20 protein-coding genes are annotated in these 26,630 nt (G+C 43.5%); 5 read left to right on the forward strand and 15 right to left on the reverse strand.

What is annotated here, in order from left to right:
* Position 1: 1 nt before the first annotated feature.
* From nuoM to ndhC, 12 genes are all read right to left on the reverse strand, one after another.
* Complete coding sequence (gene nuoM / locus L2096_RS07705; protein WP_004945590.1) at positions 2 to 1,600, reverse strand: NADH-quinone oxidoreductase subunit M; 1,599 nt, start codon at positions 1,598 to 1,600, stop codon at positions 2 to 4.
* Between the two features lies 1 nt (position 1,601).
* The gene (nuoL, locus tag L2096_RS07710; protein WP_250365183.1) at positions 1,602 to 3,497 is read right to left on the reverse strand and encodes an NADH-quinone oxidoreductase subunit L; all 1,896 of its coding nucleotides are present in this window, start codon (positions 3,495 to 3,497) and stop codon (positions 1,602 to 1,604) included.
* Positions 3,494 to 3,802, reverse strand: coding sequence for an NADH-quinone oxidoreductase subunit NuoK (gene nuoK / locus L2096_RS07715; RefSeq protein WP_004922503.1), 309 nt, complete (start codon positions 3,800 to 3,802; stop codon positions 3,494 to 3,496). Before nuoK ends, nuoL begins: the two co-directional genes overlap by 4 nt.
* The gene (gene nuoJ, locus L2096_RS07720) at positions 3,802 to 4,320 is read right to left on the reverse strand and encodes an NADH-quinone oxidoreductase subunit J (RefSeq protein WP_171063737.1); all 519 of its coding nucleotides are present in this window, start codon (positions 4,318 to 4,320) and stop codon (positions 3,802 to 3,804) included. The genes nuoK and nuoJ overlap by 1 nt, the downstream gene beginning before the upstream one ends.
* On the reverse strand, positions 4,320 to 4,862 hold the full coding sequence (nuoI, locus tag L2096_RS07725; RefSeq protein ID WP_004935031.1) for an NADH-quinone oxidoreductase subunit NuoI: 543 nt from the start codon (positions 4,860 to 4,862) through the stop codon (positions 4,320 to 4,322). The genes nuoJ and nuoI overlap by 1 nt, the downstream gene beginning before the upstream one ends.
* An 18-nt stretch (positions 4,863 to 4,880) precedes the next feature.
* Positions 4,881 to 5,897 (reverse strand): NADH-quinone oxidoreductase subunit NuoH, encoded by a 1,017-nt coding sequence (gene nuoH, locus L2096_RS07730; protein WP_004935029.1) that lies wholly within the window; start codon positions 5,895 to 5,897, stop codon positions 4,881 to 4,883.
* 3 nt (positions 5,898 to 5,900) lie between these two features.
* Entirely contained in the window at positions 5,901 to 8,585 is a 2,685-nt protein-coding gene (gene nuoG, locus L2096_RS07735; RefSeq protein ID WP_004935026.1) for an NADH-quinone oxidoreductase subunit NuoG, read from the reverse strand.
* Positions 8,586 to 8,596: 11 nt separating this feature from the next.
* Positions 8,597 to 9,928: an NADH-quinone oxidoreductase subunit NuoF gene (gene nuoF, locus L2096_RS07740; RefSeq protein WP_004935024.1), complete on the reverse strand. Its 1,332-nt coding sequence runs from the start codon at positions 9,926 to 9,928 to the stop codon at positions 8,597 to 8,599.
* On the reverse strand, positions 9,925 to 10,434 hold the full coding sequence (gene nuoE, locus L2096_RS07745; RefSeq protein ID WP_004935022.1) for an NADH-quinone oxidoreductase subunit NuoE: 510 nt from the start codon (positions 10,432 to 10,434) through the stop codon (positions 9,925 to 9,927). Before nuoE ends, nuoF begins: the two co-directional genes overlap by 4 nt.
* A 12-nt stretch (positions 10,435 to 10,446) precedes the next feature.
* Complete coding sequence (nuoC, locus tag L2096_RS07750) at positions 10,447 to 12,234, reverse strand: NADH-quinone oxidoreductase subunit C/D (RefSeq protein ID WP_004935021.1); 1,788 nt, start codon at positions 12,232 to 12,234, stop codon at positions 10,447 to 10,449.
* An 82-nt stretch (positions 12,235 to 12,316) separates the two neighbouring features.
* Positions 12,317 to 12,994, reverse strand: a complete 678-nt coding sequence (locus tag L2096_RS07755; protein WP_004935017.1) for a NuoB/complex I 20 kDa subunit family protein — start codon at positions 12,992 to 12,994, stop codon at positions 12,317 to 12,319.
* A 6-nt stretch (positions 12,995 to 13,000) separates the two neighbouring features.
* Positions 13,001 to 13,552, reverse strand: a complete 552-nt coding sequence (ndhC, locus tag L2096_RS07760; RefSeq protein ID WP_004935016.1) for an NADH-quinone oxidoreductase subunit A — start codon at positions 13,550 to 13,552, stop codon at positions 13,001 to 13,003.
* 451 nt (positions 13,553 to 14,003) lie between these two features.
* Between ndhC and L2096_RS07765 the strand changes: the two genes are divergently transcribed.
* Entirely contained in the window at positions 14,004 to 15,416 is a 1,413-nt protein-coding gene (locus L2096_RS07765; RefSeq protein WP_250365184.1) for a GGDEF domain-containing protein, read from the forward strand.
* Between the two features lie 94 nt (positions 15,417 to 15,510).
* Positions 15,511 to 15,870 (forward strand): hypothetical protein, encoded by a 360-nt coding sequence (locus L2096_RS07770; protein ID WP_004945574.1) that lies wholly within the window; start codon positions 15,511 to 15,513, stop codon positions 15,868 to 15,870.
* Positions 15,871 to 15,897: 27 nt separating this feature from the next.
* On the opposite strand, the gene bfmS is transcribed toward L2096_RS07770, so the two are convergent.
* Together bfmS and bfmR are read right to left on the reverse strand one after the other, a co-directional pair.
* Entirely contained in the window at positions 15,898 to 17,559 is a 1,662-nt protein-coding gene (gene bfmS / locus L2096_RS07775; protein WP_004935013.1) for a sensor histidine kinase BfmS, read from the reverse strand.
* A gap of 46 nt (positions 17,560 to 17,605) precedes the next feature.
* Complete coding sequence (gene bfmR / locus L2096_RS07780; RefSeq protein ID WP_004935012.1) at positions 17,606 to 18,322, reverse strand: response regulator transcription factor BfmR; 717 nt, start codon at positions 18,320 to 18,322, stop codon at positions 17,606 to 17,608.
* A 544-nt stretch (positions 18,323 to 18,866) separates the two neighbouring features.
* Here bfmR and L2096_RS07785 point away from each other — a divergent pair.
* The 3 genes from L2096_RS07785 (at position 18,867) to L2096_RS07795 (ending at position 23,299) form a co-directional block, all read left to right on the forward strand.
* The gene (locus tag L2096_RS07785; protein ID WP_250365185.1) at positions 18,867 to 21,689 is read left to right on the forward strand and encodes a ribonucleoside-diphosphate reductase subunit alpha; all 2,823 of its coding nucleotides are present in this window, start codon (positions 18,867 to 18,869) and stop codon (positions 21,687 to 21,689) included.
* A gap of 60 nt (positions 21,690 to 21,749) precedes the next feature.
* On the forward strand, positions 21,750 to 21,881 hold the full coding sequence (locus L2096_RS07790; RefSeq protein ID WP_004935008.1) for a hypothetical protein: 132 nt from the start codon (positions 21,750 to 21,752) through the stop codon (positions 21,879 to 21,881).
* A 134-nt stretch (positions 21,882 to 22,015) separates the two neighbouring features.
* A complete protein-coding gene (locus tag L2096_RS07795) occupies positions 22,016 to 23,299 on the forward strand; it encodes a ribonucleotide-diphosphate reductase subunit beta (protein WP_004945570.1) in 1,284 nt (427 codons plus the stop codon).
* A gap of 67 nt (positions 23,300 to 23,366) precedes the next feature.
* Here the strand turns inward: L2096_RS07795 and L2096_RS07800 are convergent, their stop codons facing one another.
* Entirely contained in the window at positions 23,367 to 26,609 is a 3,243-nt protein-coding gene (locus tag L2096_RS07800) for a hypothetical protein (protein WP_250365186.1), read from the reverse strand.
* Between the last annotated feature and the right edge of the window lie 21 nt (positions 26,610 to 26,630).

The following is a 26,630-nucleotide window of genomic DNA, read 5'->3' on the forward strand; positions in this document are numbered from 1 at the left end:
CTTATTGGATCTCCACATTACTAAGTTGGGCTACTGCCTCTTGAGTAACGTCAACGACTTGTTGTACAGGCACATAACTGTTGCTTAACCACTGCATAGATGAATGCGAGATGTCTAGGAAAGTTTGCGGATACATCCCCAACCAGACTAGGCCAACCAAACAAATCATCAAGATCCCTACTTCGCGAGCAGACAAATCTTTAAGCGGGCTATTGTAATGCTGTGCTTGTTCCGGATTCGGCTCACCAAACAATGCGCGGTGAATCAAGATCAAACCGTATAGACCCGCAAACACCAAACTTACAGCTGCAATAATGGTAAAGGTCGGATATTTGTTGAATGAACCCATCAAGATCAGGAATTCACCAATAAAGTTACCTAGACCCGGAATACCAACCAATGCCGCAACAAAGAACATTAAGAAAAATGGCAAGTAACGGAACTGACCGCGAATACCACCCATTAAGCGCATATCGCGAGTGTGCAGACGCTCATAGATTTGACCACACATGATGAACAGTGCAGCAGACGACAAACCGTGTGCCAGCATCATGATCATCAAACCTTGATAAGTCAGAATGTTTCCGGCATAAATCGCGAGCAGTACAAAGCCCATGTGCGAAATTGAGGTATACGCCAATAAACGCTTCATATCGGTTTGCTGGTAAGCACACCAAGCGCCGTAGAAAATACCGATCAAACCAAAGATAATCGCAATATCTGCAAACTGTGCAGATGCTGCCGGAAAAAACGGAATCACAAAACGAAGCAAACCGTAGGCCGCTGTTTTAATCAAGATCCCTGCAAGGTCAACCGAACCTGCCGTAGGTGCCTGTGCATGTGCATCTGGCAACCAACCATGTAACGGGAAAACAGGCAGCTTGACTGCAAAACCAATAAAGAAGCAGAGCATAAATGCATATGCCACACCTGCTGGTAGGTTATTGGCCACGGCAAGCAAGTAGTTGTAATCAAATCCGATCATTCCGGTCATCATGTAACCGTAAACCACCAGACCCAAAATACCAATCAGCATGATCAAACCGCAGATCTGGGTATACAGGAAGAATTTCGTTGCTGCATATACACGCGAGCGTCCATTCGAACCCTTATGTCCCCATAGTGCAATCAAGAAATAGATTGGAACCAGCATCATCTCCCAGAAGAAGAAGAACAGGAACATATCGATGGCTAGGAACACCCCGATCACACCGCCCAATGACCACAGTAAGTTCAGGTGGAAAAAGCCAACGTTTTTCTGGATTTCACCCCAAGAACAACCGACTGCAAGAACACCCAGCAATGCGGTTAAACCCACCATAAGCAGCGATAAACCATCCACTGCCAAATGAATGCTGATACCGAGGGTTTTAATCCAAGGAAGATAAAACTCAGATGACCATGTTGGTGTTTTTTCGCCGAGCTCGTAATGATAAGTACCATGCTGCCACAGTGCGATGGTCAATCCCAAAGTGATTAACATGCCAATCAAGGCAATCCAGCGTGGAAGTTGCTGGTCGAGTTTATCGACCAACCAACACACAAAACCAGCAATGAACGGAATCAGAATCAGCGCGGGTAAAATTAAATTGTTTTCCATTTTATTTCCCCACAACCTGAAGAATAATCAGGATCATCAATAACACCACTACACCGAGTGACATGCTTGATGCGTATTCACGCAACGAACCCGTTTGACGTGAGCTGGTGAAGCTGTTACCACCACGTACCAACGCTGGAAGCAAGAGCCACAAGCCATCAATCGGATCACGACCTAAAATTTTCGCGATGAGTAAATACGGTTTAACAAATACGATGTCATAAAGTGCATCGAAACCAAATGCCGTGCGGCAAATATGCGCCAAACCTAAACCCAGACCAGTTGCAGCAAATGATTTCACTGCATTGTAAGCAAAGGCAAACAATACAATTCCAACAACCAGACCTGCAATTGCAACACCACTTGCCAAGTGCTCAGCATGTGATACCGCAGCTTCCATTGATTCAGGAATCATAAAGGCTGGAATTTTTGCTGCCGTCAAGATATTGAGTACCGGCCCTTGAAGGAAATAACCTACACCTGTTGAAAACACTGCCAAAATAGCCAATGGTCCCCAGTAGGTCACACCATGAATGGCATGTGCTTCGGTTTTTTCTTCGCCAAAGAACACCACCCAAATGAGGCGGAAGGTATAAATTGAGGTCAGGAATGCACCTGCTACACCCACCCAATACAACGTTGAGTAAAGTGGAAGATTTGCAATGGTCGACTGTGCATACACGGCACCCAAAATTGCATCTTTTGAGAAGAAGCCAATCGTTACGATCGGTAGTGCAGCTAATGCACCGCCACCAATCACGAAACACCAGAACACAAATGGAATCTTCTTACGAAGCCCACCCATTTTGAAAATGTTTTGTTCATGATGACATGCCAGAATTACAGCACCAGACGATAGGAACAATAATGCTTTGAAGAATGCATGTGCGAGCATATGGAACAATCCGGCTTGGTACGCTTCTGCACCCACAGCCATAAACATATAACCGAGCTGACTCATGGTTGAGTAAGCCAAGATACGTTTGATATCGGTTTGTACCAGTGCTGCAAAACCTGCTACGAGCAGCGTTACTGCACCAGTAATTGAAATAAACTGCATCACTGCAGGTGCCATTTCAATCACTGAATGCATACGGCTAGTGAGGTATACCCCTGCGGTCACCATGGTTGCTGCGTGGATCAATGCCGAAACAGGTGTAGGACCTGCCATCGCATCTGCCAACCACGTTTGTAGTGGAATCTGTGCTGATTTACCCGCTGCACCCAAAAACAGCATCAATGCGGTCCAGATTGAAAGCGATGAACTCTGTGTCATCACCGATGCTGCATTTTCCACAATGTATTGCGTATTGAGCGTACCAAACTGTTGGTAAAGCAAGAAGAGTGCAATCAGCAAGAAGACGTCACCCACACGAGTCACGGTAAATGCTTTGATGGCTGCCCATCCGTTGGCTGGATTTGAATAATAAAAACCAATCAACAAATAAGAACACAGACCAACGCCTTCCCAACCCAAGAACAATAACGCAAGGTTATCGCCTAAAACCAGCACCAACATGCTGGCAACAAACAGGTTAAAATACGAGAAGAAACGCGCATAACCATCTTCGCCACGCATGTACCATGATGCAAAGATATGAATTAAAAAACCCACACCCGTGATCATGCCCATCATGAGCAAGGACAAACCATCAAGATGCAGTGTAATGCCTGGCGCAAAACCACCGACATTAAACCATGTCCATAAATGCTGAACAAAAACAGGTTGACCACTGCTGGTAAATGCGAGTCCCGCCAAAAGCGCGAATAATGCAGATAAACCGACTGAACCAACACCAATGATCGCGGCTACATTTTCAGAAAGTTTGTCGCGACCTGCCGCCAATAAAACAAAGCCGATCAGCGGAAAAAGAATCGTTAAATATAAAGTACTCATCCGCGCATCTCACTTGCAGCATCCACATCCAGATGGTGGAAGCGATGGTAAAACTGAAGGACGATCGCAAGACCGATACATGCCTCTGCAGCAGCAAGTGTCAAAATCAGAATAAACATGATTTGACCGTCAGGCTGTGCCCAAACGCTTCCTGCCAAAACAAATGCCAATGCAGCGGCATTCATCATAATTTCAAGGCTCATCAACATGAACAGTAAGTTACGTCGCACCATTACGCCGTAAAAACCCAGCGCAAAAAGAATGGTCGCGACAATCAATCCATGCTCTAAAGGAATGTTACCCATTATTCTTGTTCCCCTGTTGCACTCGGCTCGCGTTTACCTAAGTGGAAGGCTGCAACCAAAGCTGCAAGCAATAACATCGCGGCAATTTCTACCAATAATAGATAGTGGGTAAAGAGGACTTGACCAACGGCTTTTGGACCAATCACTTCACGGCCCAGCATGAGACCTTGTGTGGTGTATTCGCCGCCGAGCATCCAGATCAATGTCAGTCCGAGCAAAAAGCTCATGAGCGCAGGAATCGCCCACGCATCTGAACTTAACCATTTACGTTCTTGTTCAACGGTGTTGTGCCCAAGGTTGAGCATCATCACCACAAAAACGAACAACACCATAATGGCACCGGCATAAACAATGATTTCAAGTGCACCAGCAAATGGCGCACCCACGATCATGAAAATCCCCGCAACTGCAAGTAATGAAACAATCAGACTTAACAACGCATGTACTGGATTCGAGTTCGTTACCACTCGAATCGTCGAGATAATGGCCACAAGAGCCATCAAATAAAATGGCCACATCATGGTAATAAGCTCCGTACATCAACTGGTGCACTTTCTTTTTGTGCCTGACCTTTTTCTTTACCATCAATTGCCATACCTGCAACGCGATAGAAGTTATAATCAGGATATTTACCCGGACCAGAAATCAGTAAGTTTTCTTTTTCATATACCAGGTCTTGACGTACATATTCGGCTAACTCGAAATCTGGCGTCATCTGAATAGCAGTCGTTGGACACGCTTCTTCACACATTCCGCAAAAAATACAACGCGAAAAGTTGATACGGAAAAATTCAGGATACCAGCGACCGTCTTCTTTCTCTGCTTTTTGCAAGGAAATACAACCCACCGGACATGCCACCGCACAGAGGTTACACGCTACGCAGCGCTCTTCTCCGTCTGGATCACGTGTCAAAACAATACGACCACGAAAGCGAGGTGGTACAATTTCCTCTGCTGGTACTTCTGGATACAGAATTGTGTCACGTTTACGCGTAATGTGAGTGAAGACCATCCACAATGTACGAACGATTGACCCAACTCCAGCTAGAACTTTATACATTTTGTACTCCCTGCTGTCTTAGGCCTGATTCATTAGAATCACAGCACCAGTCACCATAAGGTTGACCAACGCCAGCGGCAAACAAACTTTCCAACCAAAATTCATGACTTGGTCATAACGTGGACGCATCAATGCACCACGTGCCAAAACAAACATCATCACAAAAAATGCTGTTTTTACAATGAACCAGAATGCTGGTGGAATAAACGATACTTCAAGATTGAACGGTGCTAACCAGCCGCCAAAGAACAACGTCACGATCAGTGCAGAAATCAGCACAATGTTGACGTACTCAGCAACGAAGAACATCCCCCATTTCATGCCGCCATATTCGACGTGATAACCTTCTGCCAGCTCTTGTTCGGCTTCAGGTTGGTCAAATGGATGACGGTGAGTTACGGCAACGCCTGCCACAACAAAAATCATGAAACCAAGGAATTGTGGAACAATGAACCACATATCACGTTGAGCTTCGACAATTTCACGCAGATTAAATGAACCCGCAATTGCCACCACGCCCATGAGCGAGATCCCGAGAAACACTTCATAGGAAATGGTCTGAGCCGCTGAACGAAGTCCCCCAAGGAGCGAGTATTTGTTATTCGATGCCCAACCACCAAACAACACGGCATACACTGCAATTCCGGCCATCGCCATAAAGAACAACAGTCCAATGCTCATGTCCGCCACACCCAATGTCGGGCTGACTGGAATCACGATAAAAGACAGCACCGCTGTCGCCATAGCAACCGCTGGTGCAAGACGAAACGTCAGTTTGTCTGCAAACTTTGGTGTCCAGTCTTCTTTAAACATGATTTTAAGCATGTCGGCTACAATCTGGAACATCCCGCCCGGACCTACACGGTTCGGACCATAACGGTCTTGCCACCATGCCAGCAAACGACGCTCGATAAACGACATCAATGCTGCAATTAAAACAACCACTAACAAGATCACAATCGCCTGCACAACGGCATATGCGATTGGCCAATTTTCTGCCCAGAGTGGAGTTTGGCGCATGATTTCTTGATTCATGAATTACACTCCCACCGCAACAGAAACAGGTTCAGCAAGCGAAATCGTCGGTGCCAAACCTACTGGATAACCAATATATCCTGCTGGTAAATACTCAATCACCTGAACGGGTAAGCTCACTGTCGTCTCACCTGCCTGTACTTTGAGTGACGCACCGTCTTTTAGATTTAAACGTGCCGCATCTTGTTCACCTACTGCAAAAGCAGCTTCTGGAATACGCGATTCCATCGCAGGTGTCTTGATGGTGAATTCACCAGAGGCAAAAATATGATGCATTGGTACCAAACGGAAGCTTTCAGGATGTGACATCACCGCTGATGGTGCCACATAACTACGTGCCGGACGTTTTGGTAAACGATCAAACAGACGCACACCTGAGTCACCACCTTTCAAATGTCCACCGACTTCGTCTTGATACTTGTTCCAAGATTGCGGTGAGTTCCAACCCGGCGCCCATGCAAATGGAACCAATGATGCCGCTTTTTGAGGGCCTACATAGCCTTCCATCGAGAACGTTAATGCTGAGTCGACATCGACAGGTTGCTTTGGCTCATGAACCGAAATCGGAGCACGTAGTGCTGTACGACCTGAATAACGACGTGGTTCACGGGCAATTTTCAGACCATGTACACGATAGCCTGCATCTGGTGCCACATCTTGAATCGCATCGAGTACAGGTACATTTTTCACAACAGAGTCAATGACATCGTCTAGCACAGTCCAGATAATTGACTTACCTTTTAAACCTGTTTCGATGGCATGTAACCAGCGCCAAGATTCTTTAATGGCATATTCCGGTTTGTAGTAGCTTGGATCATAGACCTGATAGAAACGCTGTGCACGTCCCTCTTGGCTCACTACGGTTCCATCGCCCTCTGCAAAGCTTGCAGCAGACAGTACCACATCGGCCTGTTTCACCGTATCTGTTTCACTATGATCAAGCACAACAACAGATTGTGCTTTTTCAAATGCAGCATTGACACGTGTTGCAGGTAAACGGCGATATAAATCGTTTTCAAGCACGACCATCACGTCATAGTCTTGTGCAAAAGCCTGCTCAAGGCTTAAACCACCCAAAAGCGCTAGACCCATTGAATTGACTTCAGGAACGGTTAGGGATAATCCTGCCGCTGGGCCAAGGTTTTGTGCAACTTGCGCTGCTGCTTCGATAATTGCCGGATCTTGCAGACTTGTGCCCGAGATGATCAATGGCTTTTTCGCTGCTTTTAATGCATCCGCAATGCTTTGTGCAAATGCTTTGGCATCATCGTCTAGTCCAGTCAGTGTTTCGCCTTGAACTGCTGCTGCCACTGCAAAACCTAAACGCGCAATATCATTTGGTGATGCAACAACCTCACCCGTTGCCACATCGGCTAAACGTGTTTGGGTGGCTGCCAGAATGTAAATTGGCGATTTGGCATCTTGACCGATACGTTGTACAGGCTCTGCCAACCATTCTGGTGTACGACGATCTGCCGCCATTTGTTTGGCTTTGTTTTTGGCAGCCTGACGAACCGACAATGCCATACGCGGTGCAGTTTGAGTCAGATCTTCACCTAAAATCAAAACTGCATCGTAGCTTTCGATTTCACGCATGTTCGGGTTGTAAATTCCCTGTGTTTGCATGATAGATGCAGCAAGCTCAACCAAGTTTTGTTCTTTTTGCGAGATACCAGTCGAGAAGTTATCCTGACCAACCAGCTCACGTAGTGCAAAGTTTGATTCAAGGCTAGCGCGCGGAGAACCCACACCCAATACTTTTTTGCCTTGTAAGGTACTGATTACTTGATCAAGTGCTTGATCAACCGACACAGTGGTAACAGATGTGCCCGAACGGAACTGCGGCTGACGCGGACGATCTTCACGGTTCACGTATCCACCACCAAAGCGACCTTTATCGCAAAGGAAGTATTGGTTTACTTCACCGTTGAAGCGATTTTCAATACGACGTAATTCGCCGTAACGCTCGCCCGGAGAGATGTTACAGCCCGATGAACAGCCATGACATACGCTTGGTGCGTACTGCATATCCCATTTACGGTTATAACGTGCTGAATGCGTCTTATCGGTGAATACACCTGTTGGACACACTTCGGTGAGGTTACCCGAAAATTCAGATTCCAGCGTTCCAGATTCTGGACGACCAAAGTACACACGTGCTGCATTGGCGTAGACACCAAAATCGGTTCCGCCTGCGTAGTCGTTGTAGTAGCGTACACAACGGTAGCACGCGATACAGCGGTTCATTTCATGTGCAATAAACGAACCCAACTCTTGGTTATAGTGAGTACGTTTTGTGAAACGATAGCGACGACGGTCATGACCGGTCATCACCGTCATATCTTGCAAATGACAGTGACCGCCTTCTTCACACACAGGACAGTCGTGCGGATGGTTGGTCATCAAAAACTCAACCACCGACTCGCGAAACTCAACTGCTTCTTTATCTTCAATTGAGATATAGGTATTGTCTGTTGCAGGTGTCATGCATGACATCACCAGACGCCCACGGGTGTCTTCAGGATTTGCATATTGGGTCACCGCACACTGGCGGCATGAGCCCACAGAACCTAAAGAGGGATGCCAACAAAAATATGGAATATCAAGGCCGAGGGACAAACATGCTTGTAGCAGGTTTTCAGATCCATCAACTTCGTATGATTTTCCATCGACATGAATTGTAGCCATAGTCGAATTCCTTAAGCTTGTGCAACGTTGCTGGCTTGAACAACAGGGCTATTGGCCACTTTTGCTTCAAACTCGCTACGGAAATATTTAAGCGCGCCCATGAGTGGCTCCATCGCACCAGGTGCGTGTGCACAGAATGTTTTACCAATCCATAACTTACGGGTGAGCTCTTGAAGGTGCTGGATATCTTCCATCTTGCCTTCACCATTTTCGAGTGCTTTCAACGCTTTTACAGCCCAAGGGAGACCGTCACGACACGGTGTACACCAGCCACACGACTCACGCGCAAAAAACTCTTCCAAGTTACGTGTTGCAGCAACCATACACTGTGTCTCGTCGACCACCATCAACAAACAGGTGCCCAAACGTGAGCCTGCTTTCATGATAGTTTCTGAGTCCATTGGTAAATCGATGTGTTCTGCCGCCAAGAAGTCAGTCGAGGCACCACCCGGCAACCACGCTTTGAGCTTAAGCCCATCACGCATACCGCCAGCATGCTCTTCAATCACTTCACGCGCCGTTGTACCAAATGGCAATTCCCAAAGCCCTGGGAATTTCACTTTGCCAGATGCCCCATAAATTTTGGTGCCAGGATCTTTCGATTTGCCTGCAGACAGACCGATGTACCACTCTGGGCCACGCAACATGATGGCAGGTAAGTTATTGTAGGTTTCAACGTTATTGACAATCGTTGGACGACCCCATGCACCCGCAACTTGCGGGAATGGCGGTTTAGTACGCGGATTGGCACGACGACCTTCAAGCGAGTTGATCAGTGCGGTTTCTTCGCCACAGATATAACGTCCTGCGCCAGTATGTACATACAGCTCGAAGTTCCAGCCTGTATCTAGAATGTTTTCGCCCAAGTAGCCTTTGGCACGCACTTGTTCGAGTGCTTCATTGAGATACTGAGCCGCTTCGATGTATTCGCCACGAATAAAGATATAGCCTTGTGTTGCTTCAAGCGTATAACCTGCGATGAGCATCCCTTCGATCAACTGATGTGGAAGCTGTTCCATCAACAGACGGTCTTTAAAGGTACCTGGTTCCATCTCGTCGGCATTACAAATCAGGTAGCGCGGGCCACCATCGTTTGGCGCCATCAGCGACCATTTAATGCCCGCCGGGAAACCTGCACCACCACGGCCTTTTACTGTGGCTGCTTTTACCACTTCAAGTACTTCAGCAGGTTTCATGCCCAATGCTTTTTTAAAGCCAGCATAACCGTCTAGTGCTTCGTACTCATCGGCATTTCGTACATGTTCCTGTTTACTCAAACGCCAAGTCAGTGGATGAGTTTCAGGGTTACCATCGCCATAAATCGGTTTTGGTTCAGTATTCATACATACTTCTCCAATAACTGCTTGACCGAAGACACATCCACCAAACCATGGGTATCTTCATCGATCATTAAAGTTGGACCTTTATCGCAATTTCCTAAGCAGCAAATTGGCAATAAAGTAAAACGGCCATCTGGAGTAGTTTGTCCGTACTGGATTCCCAACTCACGCTGAAATGCTTCTGCCAGCGTTTCTGCACCCATTAAGAAACAGGCAATTGAGTCACACAGCAAAATTACATGGCGGCCGACTGGTTGGCGGTAAATACGGTTATAAAAGGTAGCAACACCTTCTAAGTCCGCCACACTAATGCTAAGCAATTGTGCAATTGCATTCATTTGTGCATCGTCAACCCAGCCATTACGGCGCTGTACGCACTTAAGAGCATCCAAAGAGGCCGCACGCGGATATGGATAATGATGAATGTGATGTTCAATTTCATGAATCTCATCAGCAGTCAAAATCCCTTCCACATTCACGCGAGGTTTTTTATCAGTCAAAATCATCATAATCGTTTATCCTTAGCGATCCACGTCGGCCATAACCACATCGATGGTCGCCAAATAAATGATCAAGTCGGACACCAAGCTGCCATTAATTACTGACGGCATTTGCTGCAAGTGCGTGAAGGTTGGTGTACGGATACGCGTACGGTAGCTCATGGTGGCTTTGTCTGAGGTGAGATAATAGGTACTCGCCCCTTTTACCACTTCCGTCATGAACGATGCTTCACCCGCAGGCATAACCGGACCCCATGACACACTTAAGAAGTGATTAATCAAGGTTTCGATGTCTTGCAGAGTCTTGTCTTTTGGTGGTGGAACAGCCAATGGATGATCGGCTTTGTACGGACCAGACGGCATGTTGTCTAGACATTGCTGAATGATTTTCAATGACTCAGTGATTTCACGGAAATGCACCATGACACGCGCGTAAGCATCACCTTCGTACTCGACTGGCACATCAAAATCAAAGTTTTCATAGCCACTGTACGGACGGTATTTACGCACGTCGAAGTCGATACCTGTTGCACGTAAACCTGTCCCCGTCACGCCCCAAGCCAATGCTGATTTTGCATCATATTGCGCAACATTACGGGTACGGCCAATAAATACCGAGTTTTTCAGCGCTGCTGTATGGTATTCATTTAGACGCTTTGGCATCCACTCAAGAAGTTCCTTCACCAGCTTATGCCAGTTGTTTGGAAGATCGTGTGCAGTACCGCCGATACGGAACCAAGCCGGGTGCATACGATAACCCGTGATGGCTTCGACGATGTCATACACTTTTTGACGGTCGGCAAACATATAGAATACTGGTGTCATACCACCAGCATCCTGAATGGCTGTACCACAGAACAACAAGTGGTTGTTGATACGGAACAATTCGTTCAACATGACACGAATGACTTGGGCACGCTCTGGCACTTTAATACCGGCAAGCTGCTCAACTGCCATCACATACGGCATGTTTTGCGCACAACCACCCAAGTAATCTACACGGTCGGTATAAGGAATGAACGAGTGCCATGTTTGACGCTCTGCCATTTTTTCCACACCGCGGTGGTGGTAACCGATATCCGGTACGCAGTCTTTAACTTCTTCACCATCAAGCTGCAAGACCACACGGAATGCACCGTGCGCAGACGGATGGTTTGGACCCAAGTTCAAGAACATAAAGTCTTCGTCGGCATTACCGCGCTTTAGACCCCAGTCTTCAGGAACAAAACGCAAATGCTCTTGTTCGAAGTCTTGCTTGGCTTTGTCCTGCATGTACGGCGTGTATTCGGTAGCACGTGCAGAATATTCTTTACGAAGCGGATGGCCTTCCCAATAGGTTGGTAGCAAAATACGACGGAGCATTGGATGCCCTTCGAAATTGATGCCAAACATATCGTAGGCTTCACGTTCGTACCAGTTGGCGTTTGGCCAGATATTGGTCGCTGTTGCAATATTGAGATCGCTCTCATTTAAAGCAACCTTGATTCGGATGTCACTGTTACGTTCTAAAGACAGCAAGTGATAGAAAACAGTGAAATCTGAAGCAGGCAAACCGTCACGGTGTACACGTAAACGCTCATCCATTGCAGACAAATCGAATAACATGACATAAGGACGGTCTACCTTACGTAGAAACATCAAAACTTCTTGTACGCGTGAGCGTTCAACCCAGACAGTTGGAAACTCTTCACAAGTTGTTTGCACATAGAAGTTCTCACCAAATTTGGTCTTGAGCTCTTCTACAATTGCAAATGCTGGGCGTGAATCAACAGCGGTTGATTCTGGCATAGCAATGTCAGTTTCAGCCATTGGTTTGGCTTCCTATTTAATACAAATTCTTTTAGGTTTTTTTGATCATCCTGCGCCCTGATGAGCGCAAATTATCAAAAATTTACTCAATTTCATCCATGGAGCGTAAGTTTTTAACCGCAATCCGCTCTGCATTTTTACGATCGCGTTCTGGCATCATCTTTGGCTTATAAATCGGCTGAAGATCATCACCAATTACGGCAGACAACGGACGACGCTCAAGTTGAATTTGGTTTTGCAGCAGCATTAGCGCCTGAATTAATGCTTCTGGACGAGGTGGACACCCTGGGATATAAACGTCGACTGGAATGATTTTGTCTACGCCCTGTACCACTGAGTAGATGTCATACATACCACCAGAGTTTGCACATGCACCCATGGAAATGACCCACTTTGGTTCAAGCATTTGTTCGTACAAGCGCTGAATAACAGGCGCCATCTTGACAAAGCACGTACCTGCGACAATCATTAAGTCAGCTTGGCGCGGTGAAGCACGAATAACCTCGGCACCAAAACGTGATAAGTCATGGACACCGGTTAGGGTTGTCGCATATTCAACATAACAACAAGACGTACCAAAGTTGAAAGGCCAAACTGAATTTTTTCGTCCCCAGTTCACTACGTTATGCAATACATCTTCAAGGCGAGTCATAAATACATTTTTATTGACTTCTTCCTGAAGTGGATCACTGACAACTTGGCGTTCTTGTAATGGATATTGATTAGCATCCGGATTCGCACGGGTTAATGTATATTTCATCCCGAGTTACTCCTGTATAGATGACGGTGCTGTCGATGTGTTTGACTTCATTCGACCAGAGGATTGTGCAGGGATATGACCAGTTGGATCGATGACCAACTCTTCAATTGAATTAAATCGCGTGATCTCTGCAATATTCATGTTTGGAGATCCAATCTTCGGTTTAATTCCTGCTGCCTTACGACGATCTGAAGGCGACCACGTCAGGGCACCCGTCGCAAAGACATAAATCAATGCAATCAGAAGATCTACAACAAAAATCAACATCGTGGTAAAGCCCATCCAACCCACTTCACGCACAGACGTTGCCCATGCATAAAGATAAAGTGCTTCAAGATCAAACACGACAAAGAAAATAGCAACCAAATAAAATTTTGCAGACAAACGAATGCGAGCACCACCTGCGCTCACCACACCCGATTCAAACTGTTCCTGCTTTGCGCGTCCCCATGATTTACCCCCTAGGAGTAAGGGAACAGTAAGCATAAAAACGCACAGAAATGTAACGCCGATCACGAAGGCAATAATTGCCCAATCGTATGGAGTAATGGCACTCATGCGGGGATAACTCCTGGCAGGCCTATTATTTAACAAAGAAATATATGTTTCGGTCTTGGAACCGCACCAAACACAAAATTAATCCCGCCAATTGTACCTGATTTCGCTTTTCTCTTTCTAGTTCAAGCCTCTTCGCCTTTAGCATGGTTTTTATACAATTTTGTCACACAATCACGTTCAACCCCAACGTTCACGTAGATTATCGATTTAACTAATCATTAATCAATTTATGATTATTTTTTTCTTTTTTTAACTTTTTTGTCGTTTATGTCTGTCATTTGAGTCATTGGCATGATTTATCACGTTCAATCCTATTTGCACCACAATAGCGCAAGCATAATAAATTTAAATTATGATTATTCATCCTTTTCATAAATTATGGTTAAATGCGCAGCAGAATGAAAATGTAACATTTTATTAAGAGCGTCATCTCATTTTAAGGCTTGATTCTATGGTTCACTACTTTAGAAATACGTTATCACGCTCTACAAAGCAACATTTTATTTTATTTTTTATTATTATTTTTCTCTGCTGTACTTTGGGTATCTTAACCCGCCCCTTAAGCTTTCTTGCTTCTTTCTGGCCTGCCAACTCGATTTTTCTTGGTCTCTTAATCCGTTATCCCACTCTGCGCAATCGTTACGCGCTCACAGGTGGAATACTTGGGTATTTAGTATCAGACAGTATTTTTGGTTCAAGTCTGCCCGAAATCCTTGTTCTGACTTTGGCCAATCTGTGTTATATCGCAGTCACCTTTGGGTTATATCATCGTTTTATTCGCAAATTACAAGACAGCTATCAAGGCTATTTTTATTTGTTTTTATTTAGCTTTTGCGCAATTGGCAGTTTCGCAGGTGCTTTATTTGCAAGCCTATTTGTTCCCATGATCAGCCCGGTATTTATGCATGGTAATTTCTGGATTGAACTGGGCGGCTGGTTTACCGCAGAGATGCAAAATGCCTTGCTGCTATTGCCTATCTTAATTAGCTTGCCATTTCGAAATGAACTTAAGCATTTCTTTCAAACGCCTATCGAATTTCAACATCTGCTACCCGTCATGAGCGTGACCGCTGCGCTTGCTTTCTGCTTTTATGACAATGGACCCGGTTCTGTGCTTTATCCGATTGCGGTATTGATCTGGTGTGCGCTGACCTATCGACACTTTTCAGTCACGATCATTACCTCGATTAGTGCCAGTTTGTTACTGTACCATTTGACCCATAATTACATCGCACTGTATCCGCAAGAATATCTTGAAAACAGCATCTCAATTCGTTTGGGTATGATCATGATGGTCATTGCCCCGCTTACCGTGTCGAATATCAACAGTATTCGGAGCCGGTTGATCGAAGATCTAGAGTATATTGCCTCGCACGATGAACTGACCTTAAGTCTTACCCGTCGTTATTTTTATCAGACCGCACGCACACTATTTACGAAAATATTAGGCAACAGCACCCCAAGCGCACTGCTGATGCTGGACATCGATCACTTTAAATCGGTGAATGATAACTATGGTCATTTTATTGGTGATCAAGCCATTAAACTGTGCGCGCATACCATCAAATCATGCCTAAGGCCCAACGATATTTTGGGCCGCCTAGGAGGAGAAGAGTTTGCTATTCTTTTACCTCAAATTGGAGCACATGAAACCTTCTTACTGGCCGAGTGCATTCGTAAAAAGGTCAGCGAACATCCGATTTACTTATCCAATAACCATCCTATTTATATTCATGTCAGTATTGGCATTAGCTTTTTTCAGCCGAACCACACGGCATCCTTAGAACAAATGCTCAAAGAAGCCGATCAGGCATTGTATCGAGCCAAGCAACATGGACGAAATACTATCTCGAGTTACTCATAACTTGTTTCAATTCAGCTACATGCTTTAATCATCTTTATACACTGACGTGCTGTGTGGATGTGTATGCTGAAAAGACAGAATAAGGAGTAAAAGAATGAGCCTTGAATTTACACATAAACCGAATTATTTCTTTTATGCGCAATTACTTGTTCGCCATATCGAAACCTATGCGCAAAAACACGCCGATGCAGATCACGTTACTTTTGATTTAAAAGAAATTTATCAATTATTTCGTGAAGACTTTGCTTCAACGACCACAAACCTTGAAGGCATTTTAAACATCAGTGATGAATACCGTGTAGAGACATTGGCAGGTGGGGACCAAAAACTAATTAACCATTACAAGATTGATGCTGAAAACAATACACTGAGCGTAGACTTCAACCAAGATGCATTAGCTGCATTAAAACAAGGTAAACCCTTGATTGCACCGGATGCCAGTCTTTATCAGTAAATTTAACATTTAAAAAAAGAAGGCAGCTTATGAGCTGCCTTCTTTCATTTTAAACTGGTTTTTCTTCTTCAACGTTTGATTAAAACGCTTGGCCGGCCAGCGCATGATAAAACGCGCCCCGCCCAAATCTGGACTTTCATCTACTTCAATTGTGCCACCAAACCAGTAGGCAATACGACTGACGATAGAAAGCCCAAGCCCATAACCACCCGAAGCACGGGTTCGACTGTCATCAAGTCGTGCAAATGCCTCAAAAATTCGTACGCGGTCTTCTTCTGCAATGCCCTGCCCGTCATCTTCCACACAGATGTAAGCATTACCGTCGCCTTGAATACCCCCACTGATTCGAACTTTATGATCGCAGTAGCGTACCGCATTACCGACCAAGTTTTGCACCACACGGTGTAAGTAACGTCGCTCTGCATCGACCATAATGGCGGTCGCAGGTGGAATCAGCTCGATTTCTTTTTGGGTTTTGAGTGCTTCGGTTTCGACTGCTACCTGACTCAACAAATCGAGCAGAATAATTTCCTCAAAATCCAGCGATGGCGTACCTTGTTCAAGCTTGGCATAAGTCATGATTTCATCAATCAAGGTATTGAGTGCCTCAATATCACGATCAATCATTTCCATTTGTTGGATACGATAATCGTAATCGTCTTCTTCTGCGAGCATTTCCATACCAAACCGGATTCGCGCCACTGGCGTACGCAGTTCGTGCGAGACAGCTCGCATCAGTTCGCGCTGTGCCTCAATCAACCGCTGAATATGGTCGGACATATTGTTATAACTTGAAGCCAGATTGGCCATTTCATCGCTTCCCTCGATCGGAACACGAAGCGACAAATCTCCTGATTTCATGCGGTTTAAGGCATAACGCACCTGACGGATCTTGCGCTCTAGCGGCAAGATTAAGCCATACACCCCTAAGCTAAGCAGAAACAAGCTAAACAACGTAATACCGGCAGATAATTGAAACGGCATCCAGTTAAACATCGGAACCGGACCGAGCACCAATACATTGAGTGGATTGTTCGGCATAGGTGAAATAATCGAAATGGTCGTACCACGAATGGTGGCATTATCACGATATAGCATAATGCTTTGATTTTGACGAAGACGACCAATCTGCTCTGAATCAAGATTCAGATCTTTCACATTATAAATATTGATCGGATAAGAAAAATGCGTCTGGATTTTTTCGACGTATTGCTTTTCTTGACCTGGATAATAAATCAAGTAATCCAAAATAAAGATCGGCAGCGCTTTCATCTGGCGCTCACCGATTTTATCGACCTTAATATAGAGAAAATGCTGTGGATCGCTCCGCAGTCCGATAATCACATATGCAATAGAGGTTTCGGCATCATACCGAACTACCGATTTTTGTTCTTCTATACGTTTTTTTTCGGTGCGGGATAACTCGATTTTACTGGCATCGACATAATAAATCGGTAATTCCAGTAAATCTGAGGCATCGGAAATCCAGTCCAGCTTTTGCTGTTTGGTCGGCTGACGAGCAATACTCTCACTGATCACAAAGGAAATACCATCGGTCAATGATTCGCGATATTCCTGTGCGCGCTGATAATTAATGATCTGGACAAGCAGATAGCCAAATAGGGCCACCAACATGACCAGCACCACCAAACCCGCATAAATACGTAAAAATATACTGTGCTTAAACACTCGATCAGCCTTAAACAAGAAGTGCTCTTGGTCTCAATAGCAAAGATTATAAGCCATTAGTTTCTTTTACAAACAAATAACCTTTACTACGAACGGTTTTAATTCGTTTCGGATTTTCCGGATCGTCACCAATTTTTGGACGGATTCGAGAAATACGAACATCAATCGAGCGATCCTGACCGTCATATTCGATGCCACGTAAACGCTCGAAAATATCTTCACGCGACAAAATGCGACCAGCATTAGAGGCAAGTAACCACAACAAATCGTATTCGGCGCTGGTAAAATCGACCAATTCACCATTGAGCGTCACTGAGCGTCCGCCATTATCGATGACTAGATCATCAAATTCGATACGCTGTGCAACTTCGTCTTCTACTGTTTTGTCGGTACGACGCAACAAGGCACGGATACGCGCCAACAATACGCGTGGCTGAACAGGTTTTGCGACATAGTCATCGGCACCCATTTCAAGGCCTAACACCTGATCCATATCTTCGGTACGTGCAGTTAACATCAAAATAGGTTGATGATAATGAGGGCGCACTTCGCGACAAACCGTTAAGCCATCGGCACCAGGCAACATCACATCAAGTACGACTAAATCTGGTTGTTCGCCAATAATACGACGAATCGCGCGATTACCGTCTGTTTCGACCCCCACTTCCAATCCATTACGGATCAAATATTCTTGTGTCAGACGTGCAAGACGCTCGTCATCTTCAACAATTAAAATCTTGGGTAACTTTTCTTCTTGGCTCATACTTTTGCCCCTATCATCTATTAAAGTGTCTTGTTCAAAAACCAACAATTACACCGACATAATAGATTGCAATATACACACGTTTACATTGTAAACAAGTCCTCGTTCACCAAACTGATACACGTCCGTTGTATTTTGTTGCATTTTTATTAAGTGTTGAATTTTCAGGTCTTTTTAAATATTTTTCCGCCTCAGATCACAAGTTCACCAGTCGTCGCAAAGACCGTCCAATTATTAAACAAATTATTTCACCGGACCAAAACAACAGCACTGAACGAGTGTTTTTTGAGTTATCCACACAGTTATCTATACGTGTTTTTAACAGCCTTTGTTATGCTATGCACCACAGAATCATGCACATAGAATTTGGAAAAAAAATTAAAGAAAAGTCAAGATTGATATCCTGCCAAAATTCCCGTATCTTGTGCCTATAAACTATATTAACCACTAAGTCTTGTGTTTATCCCTCAAACATCGTGCACAAATTTGCCCGGTTCAAATGGTCCATGAACATAAATACAGATCACAATGGAGCTATGCTGACATGAGCGTAATCACTTCAACTCCTGGACAACTTCAGGTGATTAAACGCAATGGAGAAGTTGCTACCTTTGATGCAGAGAAAATCTCTGTTGCGATTGGAAAGGCATTCTTAGCTGTTGAAGGTCAGCAAAGCGCTGACTCAAGTCGTATTCATGACCGAATCAGTCAATTAACCGAAATGGTGATGAACACATTTAACCGTCGCTTACCTTCTGGCGGTACTATTCATATTGAAGAAATTCAGGATCAGGTTGAACTTGCGCTGATGCGTACTGGCGAACAAAAAGTTGCGCGTGCTTACGTGATTTACCGTGAGCAGCGTAGTACTGCACGCCAGCAAGCAGGCGCCAACCATCACCCAACCTTACAAATCACCGACAATCAAGGTCAGCTTCAACCGCTTGATCTCGATGCACTAAAAGCCACTGTTGAAAAAGCAGCGGAAGGCCTTGAAGGCATTAACATTCAAGCAATTGTCGATGAAACTGTTAAAAACCTGTACAACGGTGTCAAAATTAGCGACATCGCCACCACCATGATGATGGCAACACGTACACGTATTGAACAAGAGCCAAACTATACCTACGTGACTGCGCGTTTATTACGTAACGAACTTGTGGCAAAAGGCCTTGAGTTTTTGGGTTTACCAGAAGACACCCTAGAAAGCGATGCGCTTGAAACTTTCCTGAAAAAAGGGATTGAGCTTGAGCTACTAGACCCAGAACTCTTAAAGTTTGACTTGGCGCAAGTGGCGGCAGCGATTAAACCTGAGCGCTCAAACCAGTTTACATACTTGGGCTTACAAACGCTTTACGATCGCTACTTCATTCATTCAGATGGCGTGCGTTACGAATTGCCACAATTGTTCTTCATGCGTGTCTCGATGGGTCTGGCGCTCAACGAAGAAAACCGTGAAGCACGTGCAATCGAGTTTTATAACCTGCTTTCAAGCTTTGACTACATGGCGTCTACTCCGACCCTGTTCAATGCCGGCACACTACGCCCACAATTGTCGAGCTGTTACCTCACCACCATTGGTGATGACCTTTACAACATTTATGGCGCGATCCGCGACAATGCGATGCTGTCTAAATGGGCGGGCGGCTTAGGTAATGACTGGACACCAGTACGCGCACTCAACTCATACATTAAAGGCACCAATGGTAAGTCTCAAGGTGTTGTACCGTTTTTGAAAGTCGCGAACGATACGGCTGTTGCGGTTAACCAAGGTGGTAAGCGTAAAGGTGCAGTCTGTGCATACCTAGAAACGTGGCACCTCGACATCGAAGAATTCCTAGAGCTTCGTAAGAACACAGGTGATGACCGCCGTCGTACACACGACATGAACACGGCCAACTGGGTACCAGACCTGTTTATGCAACGTGTGTTTGAAGATGCAGAATGGACGTTGTTTACGCCATCTGAAGTACCAGACCTACACGACTTGACTGGCGAAGCATTTGCAGAGCGTTATGCGCACTATGAAGCGATTGCTAAAGAACAAGAGCTGTTGCACAAAAAAGTCCGTGCGCAAGACTTGTGGCGTAAAATGCTGTCGATGCTGTTTGAAACAGGCCATCCGTGGATTACATTTAAAGATGTATGTAACTTACGTTCGCCACAACAACACGCAGGCGTGGTTCACTCGTCAAACTTGTGTACAGAAATTACGCTCAACACTAGCGAAGATGAAATTGCAGTATGTAACTTAGGTTCGATCAACCTTGTTCAGCACGTACAAGGTGGTTCACTTGACCGTGAGAAACTGGCCCGTACCATCAAAACTGCTGTGCGCATGCTCGACAACGTTATCGACATCAACTACTACGCAGTGCCACAAGCGAAAAACTCAAACTTGAAGCACCGCCCTGTAGGCATGGGCATCATGGGCTTCCAAGATGCACTATATGAATTGGGTCTTGCTTACGGTTCTGATGCAGCGGTTGATTTTGCAGATGAATCGATGGAAGTTATCAGCTACTACGCGATTCAAACGTCAAGCGACTTGGCGGTTGAACGTGGTGTGTACTCAACCTTTAAAGGTTCACTCTGGGATCAGGGTATTTTGCCAATCGACTCACTTGATATCGTAGCAAAATCACGTCCAGAGCGTATGTTTGAAGTAGACCGCACCCAACGCCTAGACTGGGATACTCTACGCGCTAAAGTGCAAAAAGACGGTATGCGTAACTCAAATGTGATGGCGATTGCACCAACTGCTACCATCTCGAACATTTGTGGCGTTTCACAGTCGATTGAGCCAACCTTCCAAAACCTGTATGTAAAATCGAACTTGTCGGGTGAATTTACGGTCATCAACCCATACCTTGTACGCGCTTTGAAAGAACGCGGCCTGTGGGACACCGTGATGGTTAACGACCTGAAACACTTTGAAGGTTCGGTACAAAAAATTGCGCGTATTCCTGAAGAATTAAAAGCAATTTTTGCTACAGCATTTGAAGTTGAGCCACGTTGGATTGTTGATGCAGCCTCTCGTCGTCAAAAATGGATCGATCAAGCGCAATCGCTGAACTTGTACATTGCAGGTGCAAACGGTAAGAAACTTGACATTACCTATAAAATGGCATGGTTGCGTGGCCTCAAAACGACGTATTACCTCCGTGCATTAGGTGCCACTTCTGCCGAGAAGTCGACCATTAACACTGGCGCATTAAACGCAGTTAAAGCTACCGCGACTGCAGCACCAGTGGCAGCAGTTGCGCCAGAAGTAAAAGCAGAAACCACTGAAGATGGCTTTACACAAGCTGCTCCAGTGCCAATGGCTTGCTCAATCGATAATCCTGACTGCGAAGCGTGTCAGTAAAACATCCCTTCAGGAACGTTTCGGTTTGAGGCGTTCCTGATTGAACATGAGGACAACACAATGTGGCATCTGACTCACAACTATATGCTTGGTTTGGCGGTGCTCATTGTGGCCTCAATTGTGTTCTACACGCCCTTGGTTTACGCGTTTTTGAAAATTCGTGAACAACAGCGTAATCAAAATAAGTCGTAGGGATATTTGTTCTATTCAGTAATTTTAGAGCAGTTATCGATAAAACTTAATTTTGCTTACACAGAATAAGCGTATAGTAAAGATATCTTCCAAAAGATATCGAAAACGATATTAACAACGAAGAGAGAATTGATATGTCTATCCTGAGTTGGGACGATTTAGAAGATGATTCGCAAAAACCGGCTGCACATGAACACCAGTCTGCGCCCGTCGATACGAAAAAAGCGCCAGCTACGCCGTTGGTATCTGCTACAGAGCCATCATCGCCGAGTGTGGCAAATGTACAATCCACTGGAACCGATTCCGTGCGATCAACAGATCCAACCGATCCGGTGGCTCGAGCATCTGAATCCCTAAAGCATCTGGACATCAGCGCCGGTTTGCAAGAGATCGAAACAGGTGCAGCGCGTGTACAGGTTGACGACAAGGCAATGATCAACTGCCGTGCAGACTTAAACCAGCTTGTGCCGTTTAAATACGAATGGGCTTGGCAGAAGTACCTAGACGGATGTGCCAACCACTGGATGCCACAAGAAGTCAACATGAACCACGACATCGCGCTTTGGAAGTCTGAAAATGGCTTGACTGAAGACGAGCGTGTGATTGTTAAACGTAACTTGGGCTTCTTTTCGACTGCTGACTCTTTGGTCGCGAATAATCTGGTTTTGGCGATTTACCGTTTGATTACCAACCCAGAGTGCCGTCAGTACATCTTACGTCAGGCGTTTGAAGAAGCTATTCACACCCATGCGTACCAGTACTGTATCGAATCATTGGGTATGGATGAAGGCGAAATCTTCAATATGTATCACGAGATTCCAAGTGTGGCGCGTAAAGCGGCATGGGGCCTTAAGTATACACAATCGCTTAGCGATCCTACTTTCCAAACAGGTACACCTGAAACCGATCAGCAGTTACTGCGTAACCTGATTGCGTTTTACTGTGTTCTTGAAGGGATTTTCTTCTACTGTGGCTTTACCCAAATTTTGAGTATGGGCCGCCGTAACAAGATGAACGGTGTATCTGAACAGTTCCAGTACATTTTGCGTGATGAATCGATGCACGTAAACTTCGGTATCGACATGATCAACCAGATCAAGATTGAAAACCCAAGTTTATGGACTGCCGAATTCCAACAAGAAGTGATTCAGATGATCGTGGAAGGTACTTTGCTTGAAATCGAATACGCTCGTGACACGATGCCACGCGGTGTATTGGGCATGAATGCGGCCATGATGGAAGAGTATTTGAAGTTTATCTGTAACCGTCGTTTGGCACAGCTTGGCTTACCAGAGCAATACCCTGGCGTGAACAACCCGTTCCAGTGGATGTCTGAGATGATGGACTTGCGTAAAGAGAAGAACTTCTTTGAAACGCGTGTAACAGATTACCAAACAGGTGGTGCGTTGAGCTGGTAAAGGCTGAATGCGTTGAACGACACAACACCTGTCATGGAACGACATGACAGGTGTCATACACATAGTATTATTTATTAAAATTTTCAAAATAGGGAATATATTCAGCTTCTTCTGGAATTAAAGGCTCATCATCATGCCTTAAAACTATTCTTTCAATATCATTAATACCAACTTCCCAAGCATTTTTAATTACAAGTTCCTTTTTCTTAATTAAATATTTTTCAAACTCTGGATATGGGTAAAATTGACCATTAAAAAATGCACCAAAACTTAAACTATATGAGCCATACTTTTTATATTCCTTTTCAAAATTACTCCAATTCCGATCTGTAGGCGGTGTCATCTCATGAATACGACTACACATAGTAATTAATTTATGTTGATCATTAGCCATAATATTTTCCGCAAGTAAAACCCTATAATTATAAGGTTCTTCTTTAGACACCCCTCTTATTATGGAGAATCTCAGTCTTTCTAAGCTATCAACCTGACCTAAATTCTCATATAAGTCCATGAAGACATCCTCTCCCCCTTCTTTTTTAAAAATTAAAAGAATAACAGGAGGTTTATTTTCAAAACACATGAAAGCTAAACCATGCCATGCTGCCTCATCCCATAATTCAGGTTTAATCAAAGTCGTTACAGCAATTTGATCATGACTTATAGATTCTAAATTTCCAAAATCAGGAGTTTTTTTATGATCTCCCATCTGGATTTTTTTAACTTCATTTTGTATATTTTTAGGATTTTTCTCATCCCATGGTAATTTTCTAATTAGTTCGAATCTAGTTCCTTTATTACCATTAAGGCAATCTACGAAATTTTTATGAGCATCTCTTCCCATAACATTATAAATCGCACCAAAACATGTACTAAAAGCAATTGATCTTGTAATTGATAAGTCATTTTTAAAAGATGATTCTAAAAAATTATCAATATCAGGAATATGATAGACCTTAACCAAACATTCTATTATGAATTGGACAGACCATTCAAAAAATATCTTTTGCCTATTTTGATCTAAATACTCCCATTGAAATGAAGAACAGAAAATATCTACACCCCATCCTTTCGGAGATTTATTAAACTGATGTGTTATGGTGCAATTTTCATCATCGTCCCCGATAATATTCATGCTTAACGAGCTAATTTTTGTAAGAATATTCTCAATTGGATTTGTCGAAAAAAAGTTTTCGATTGTAGTCAAAATAGATTCTGATAATTCAATATAAGGAGAGCGATTTGGGAAATGAACTTTAAACTCACATCCTGCTACTTTTGTTGTATAAACATTGGACTTTCCTAATGTCGGTAAAATTTTGGATGTAGGATGCTCAATATCTGCATCTCTTATCAATATAAGAGTACTTTCATGATCATCAATATCTGAAACTTCAAACTCTTCTTTGAATTTATCTTCATAACCTAAAAGGTAGATTAAGACTCCATATGAAGAGAAAAAATCAAGCTTATCTAGAAAATCAGGTAAATATTCGAATTCTTTAATTTGTTCCAATGAACAATTTAATAATAAATGTACAATACAACCATCAAAAATGATTATTTTATCTTGACTAATATAATTATCATCAATAGCATTTGAACTTAAGAAGGCTAATTCTGCCCAATGTAAGGATTGGGGAATCCTTCCCAACTCCAACTCTTTCCATGCAAGTTGCCAATACACTTTTATAGCTGAGGGTAAAATCAATTGTTCTTTATGAAAATAATTCGCTAGAAGGGATGCTGAAAATAATAAACTTCCTCTACTTGCCCATTTAAGACCAACTTCTGAATATGCTTCAGATAATAATAAATTTGCATAAGCCATTTCATCATATGTTTCTTTTTTATTTAAACCTGCAAAAGCTTTACCTAAAAATTTAATCGCTAGATAAGGCTTATTATCTTTTAACCGCTTTAAACCACGGTTAAGTTGCAATTCCGCTGTTTTGACCTCACTAAGTCTTAAACCTGCTTGCTCAGTGAAATAATCTAAAAGTTCTTCATATTCTTCATATTTATCAAAAATTATATCTAACTGTTTAAATAGATTAAAAAATTTCTCAAAAGGGAAACCTATTAAATTACTTCCTAATTGACAATTTTTCAGAGTTCTTATTAATAATTCTTTGCAATATTCATCATCTTGGAATTTAAAAATTAATTGTAATAAATCTAAGTGAATAGATGCCATCAATGAATTACTTGGACGACTTTCATCTTTTGATATCTCATCCAATACGCTGATGGTATGTTGACAAATATTGTCTATATCTACATTACGCTGTATATCGTCTGAGTAACTATATCTTCCATAGTAAATTGTTAATAAATTTACTAGCTTTTCCCAACTTTCTGAGTTTGTATTACCATTGAGACTTTCAAAGGTTAGTTCTAAGTTATCCTCAAATATTGAATAATCTTCAAACCACCAATGAGCAGCCCAAGCATACTGATAATAAGCTTCTAATTGTTGATTCGATGTGCCGAACTTCTTGGCAACTCGTATAGCCCTATCAAATAGACCCTGAGTATTAATTATAGCTAATTCTAATTCCTTACTCAAAATAGCTACCTCTAGGAAATAATCTACTTGCTCCAATGAAATCTTAGATGGATCCACTGTTTCTTTAATGAGCTTATTAAGTCTATCTAATTCTTTTTGTTTCTGATAATCATCAGCACTTAACTCAATTTCCCGTTTATAAGATGTAGGAATACTTAGTGTAGCAATTGCTAGAAACTCTAACTGATTCTTATAAATTTGATCTAATATCCAACTTAAATCCAAAATACGTATATCTATTGAATATTGCTTATTAAATTCATCTTCTAGTTTGCTTCTTTGATCAGCTTTAATTGATTGATTGGTTATACAAAATATTTTTAAATAGCCTCTATCTGTTTCGATAATTTTTTTAACATCTTTTTTACACTTGGATTTCCAATCTTTTTGGGTGCTTACAGCAAACGCCCAACGCTCCTTGTGAGCTCCCTCATTCACCCCCTCATACCACAATAATTGGTTCTGTGATGATACAGGAAATGTTTGAGTATCTGTTTTTCCATCACCACCAGCAACAGGTCCTGTTTGCTCCAAAAGATTTGGACAAATAATCTTTTCACATATTTTTTTTGCAAATGTTTCAAATTCTAGTTCTTGGCTACGTATATTAAGTGTAGCTAGATAATGCTCTAACTGAATCCGATCCAATGTTCCAGATTCAACTACAATAGAGCTAGAAAACTCTTCTGGTCTTCTATCTCTTAAAAACTCTTTGGCAGAAAACTCTTTTGAATATTGCATCACACACCAAATATTAAAATT

This window comes from Acinetobacter sp. ACZLY 512, from assembly GCF_023614015.1.
Classification (GTDB): domain Bacteria; phylum Pseudomonadota; class Gammaproteobacteria; order Pseudomonadales; family Moraxellaceae; genus Acinetobacter; species Acinetobacter soli.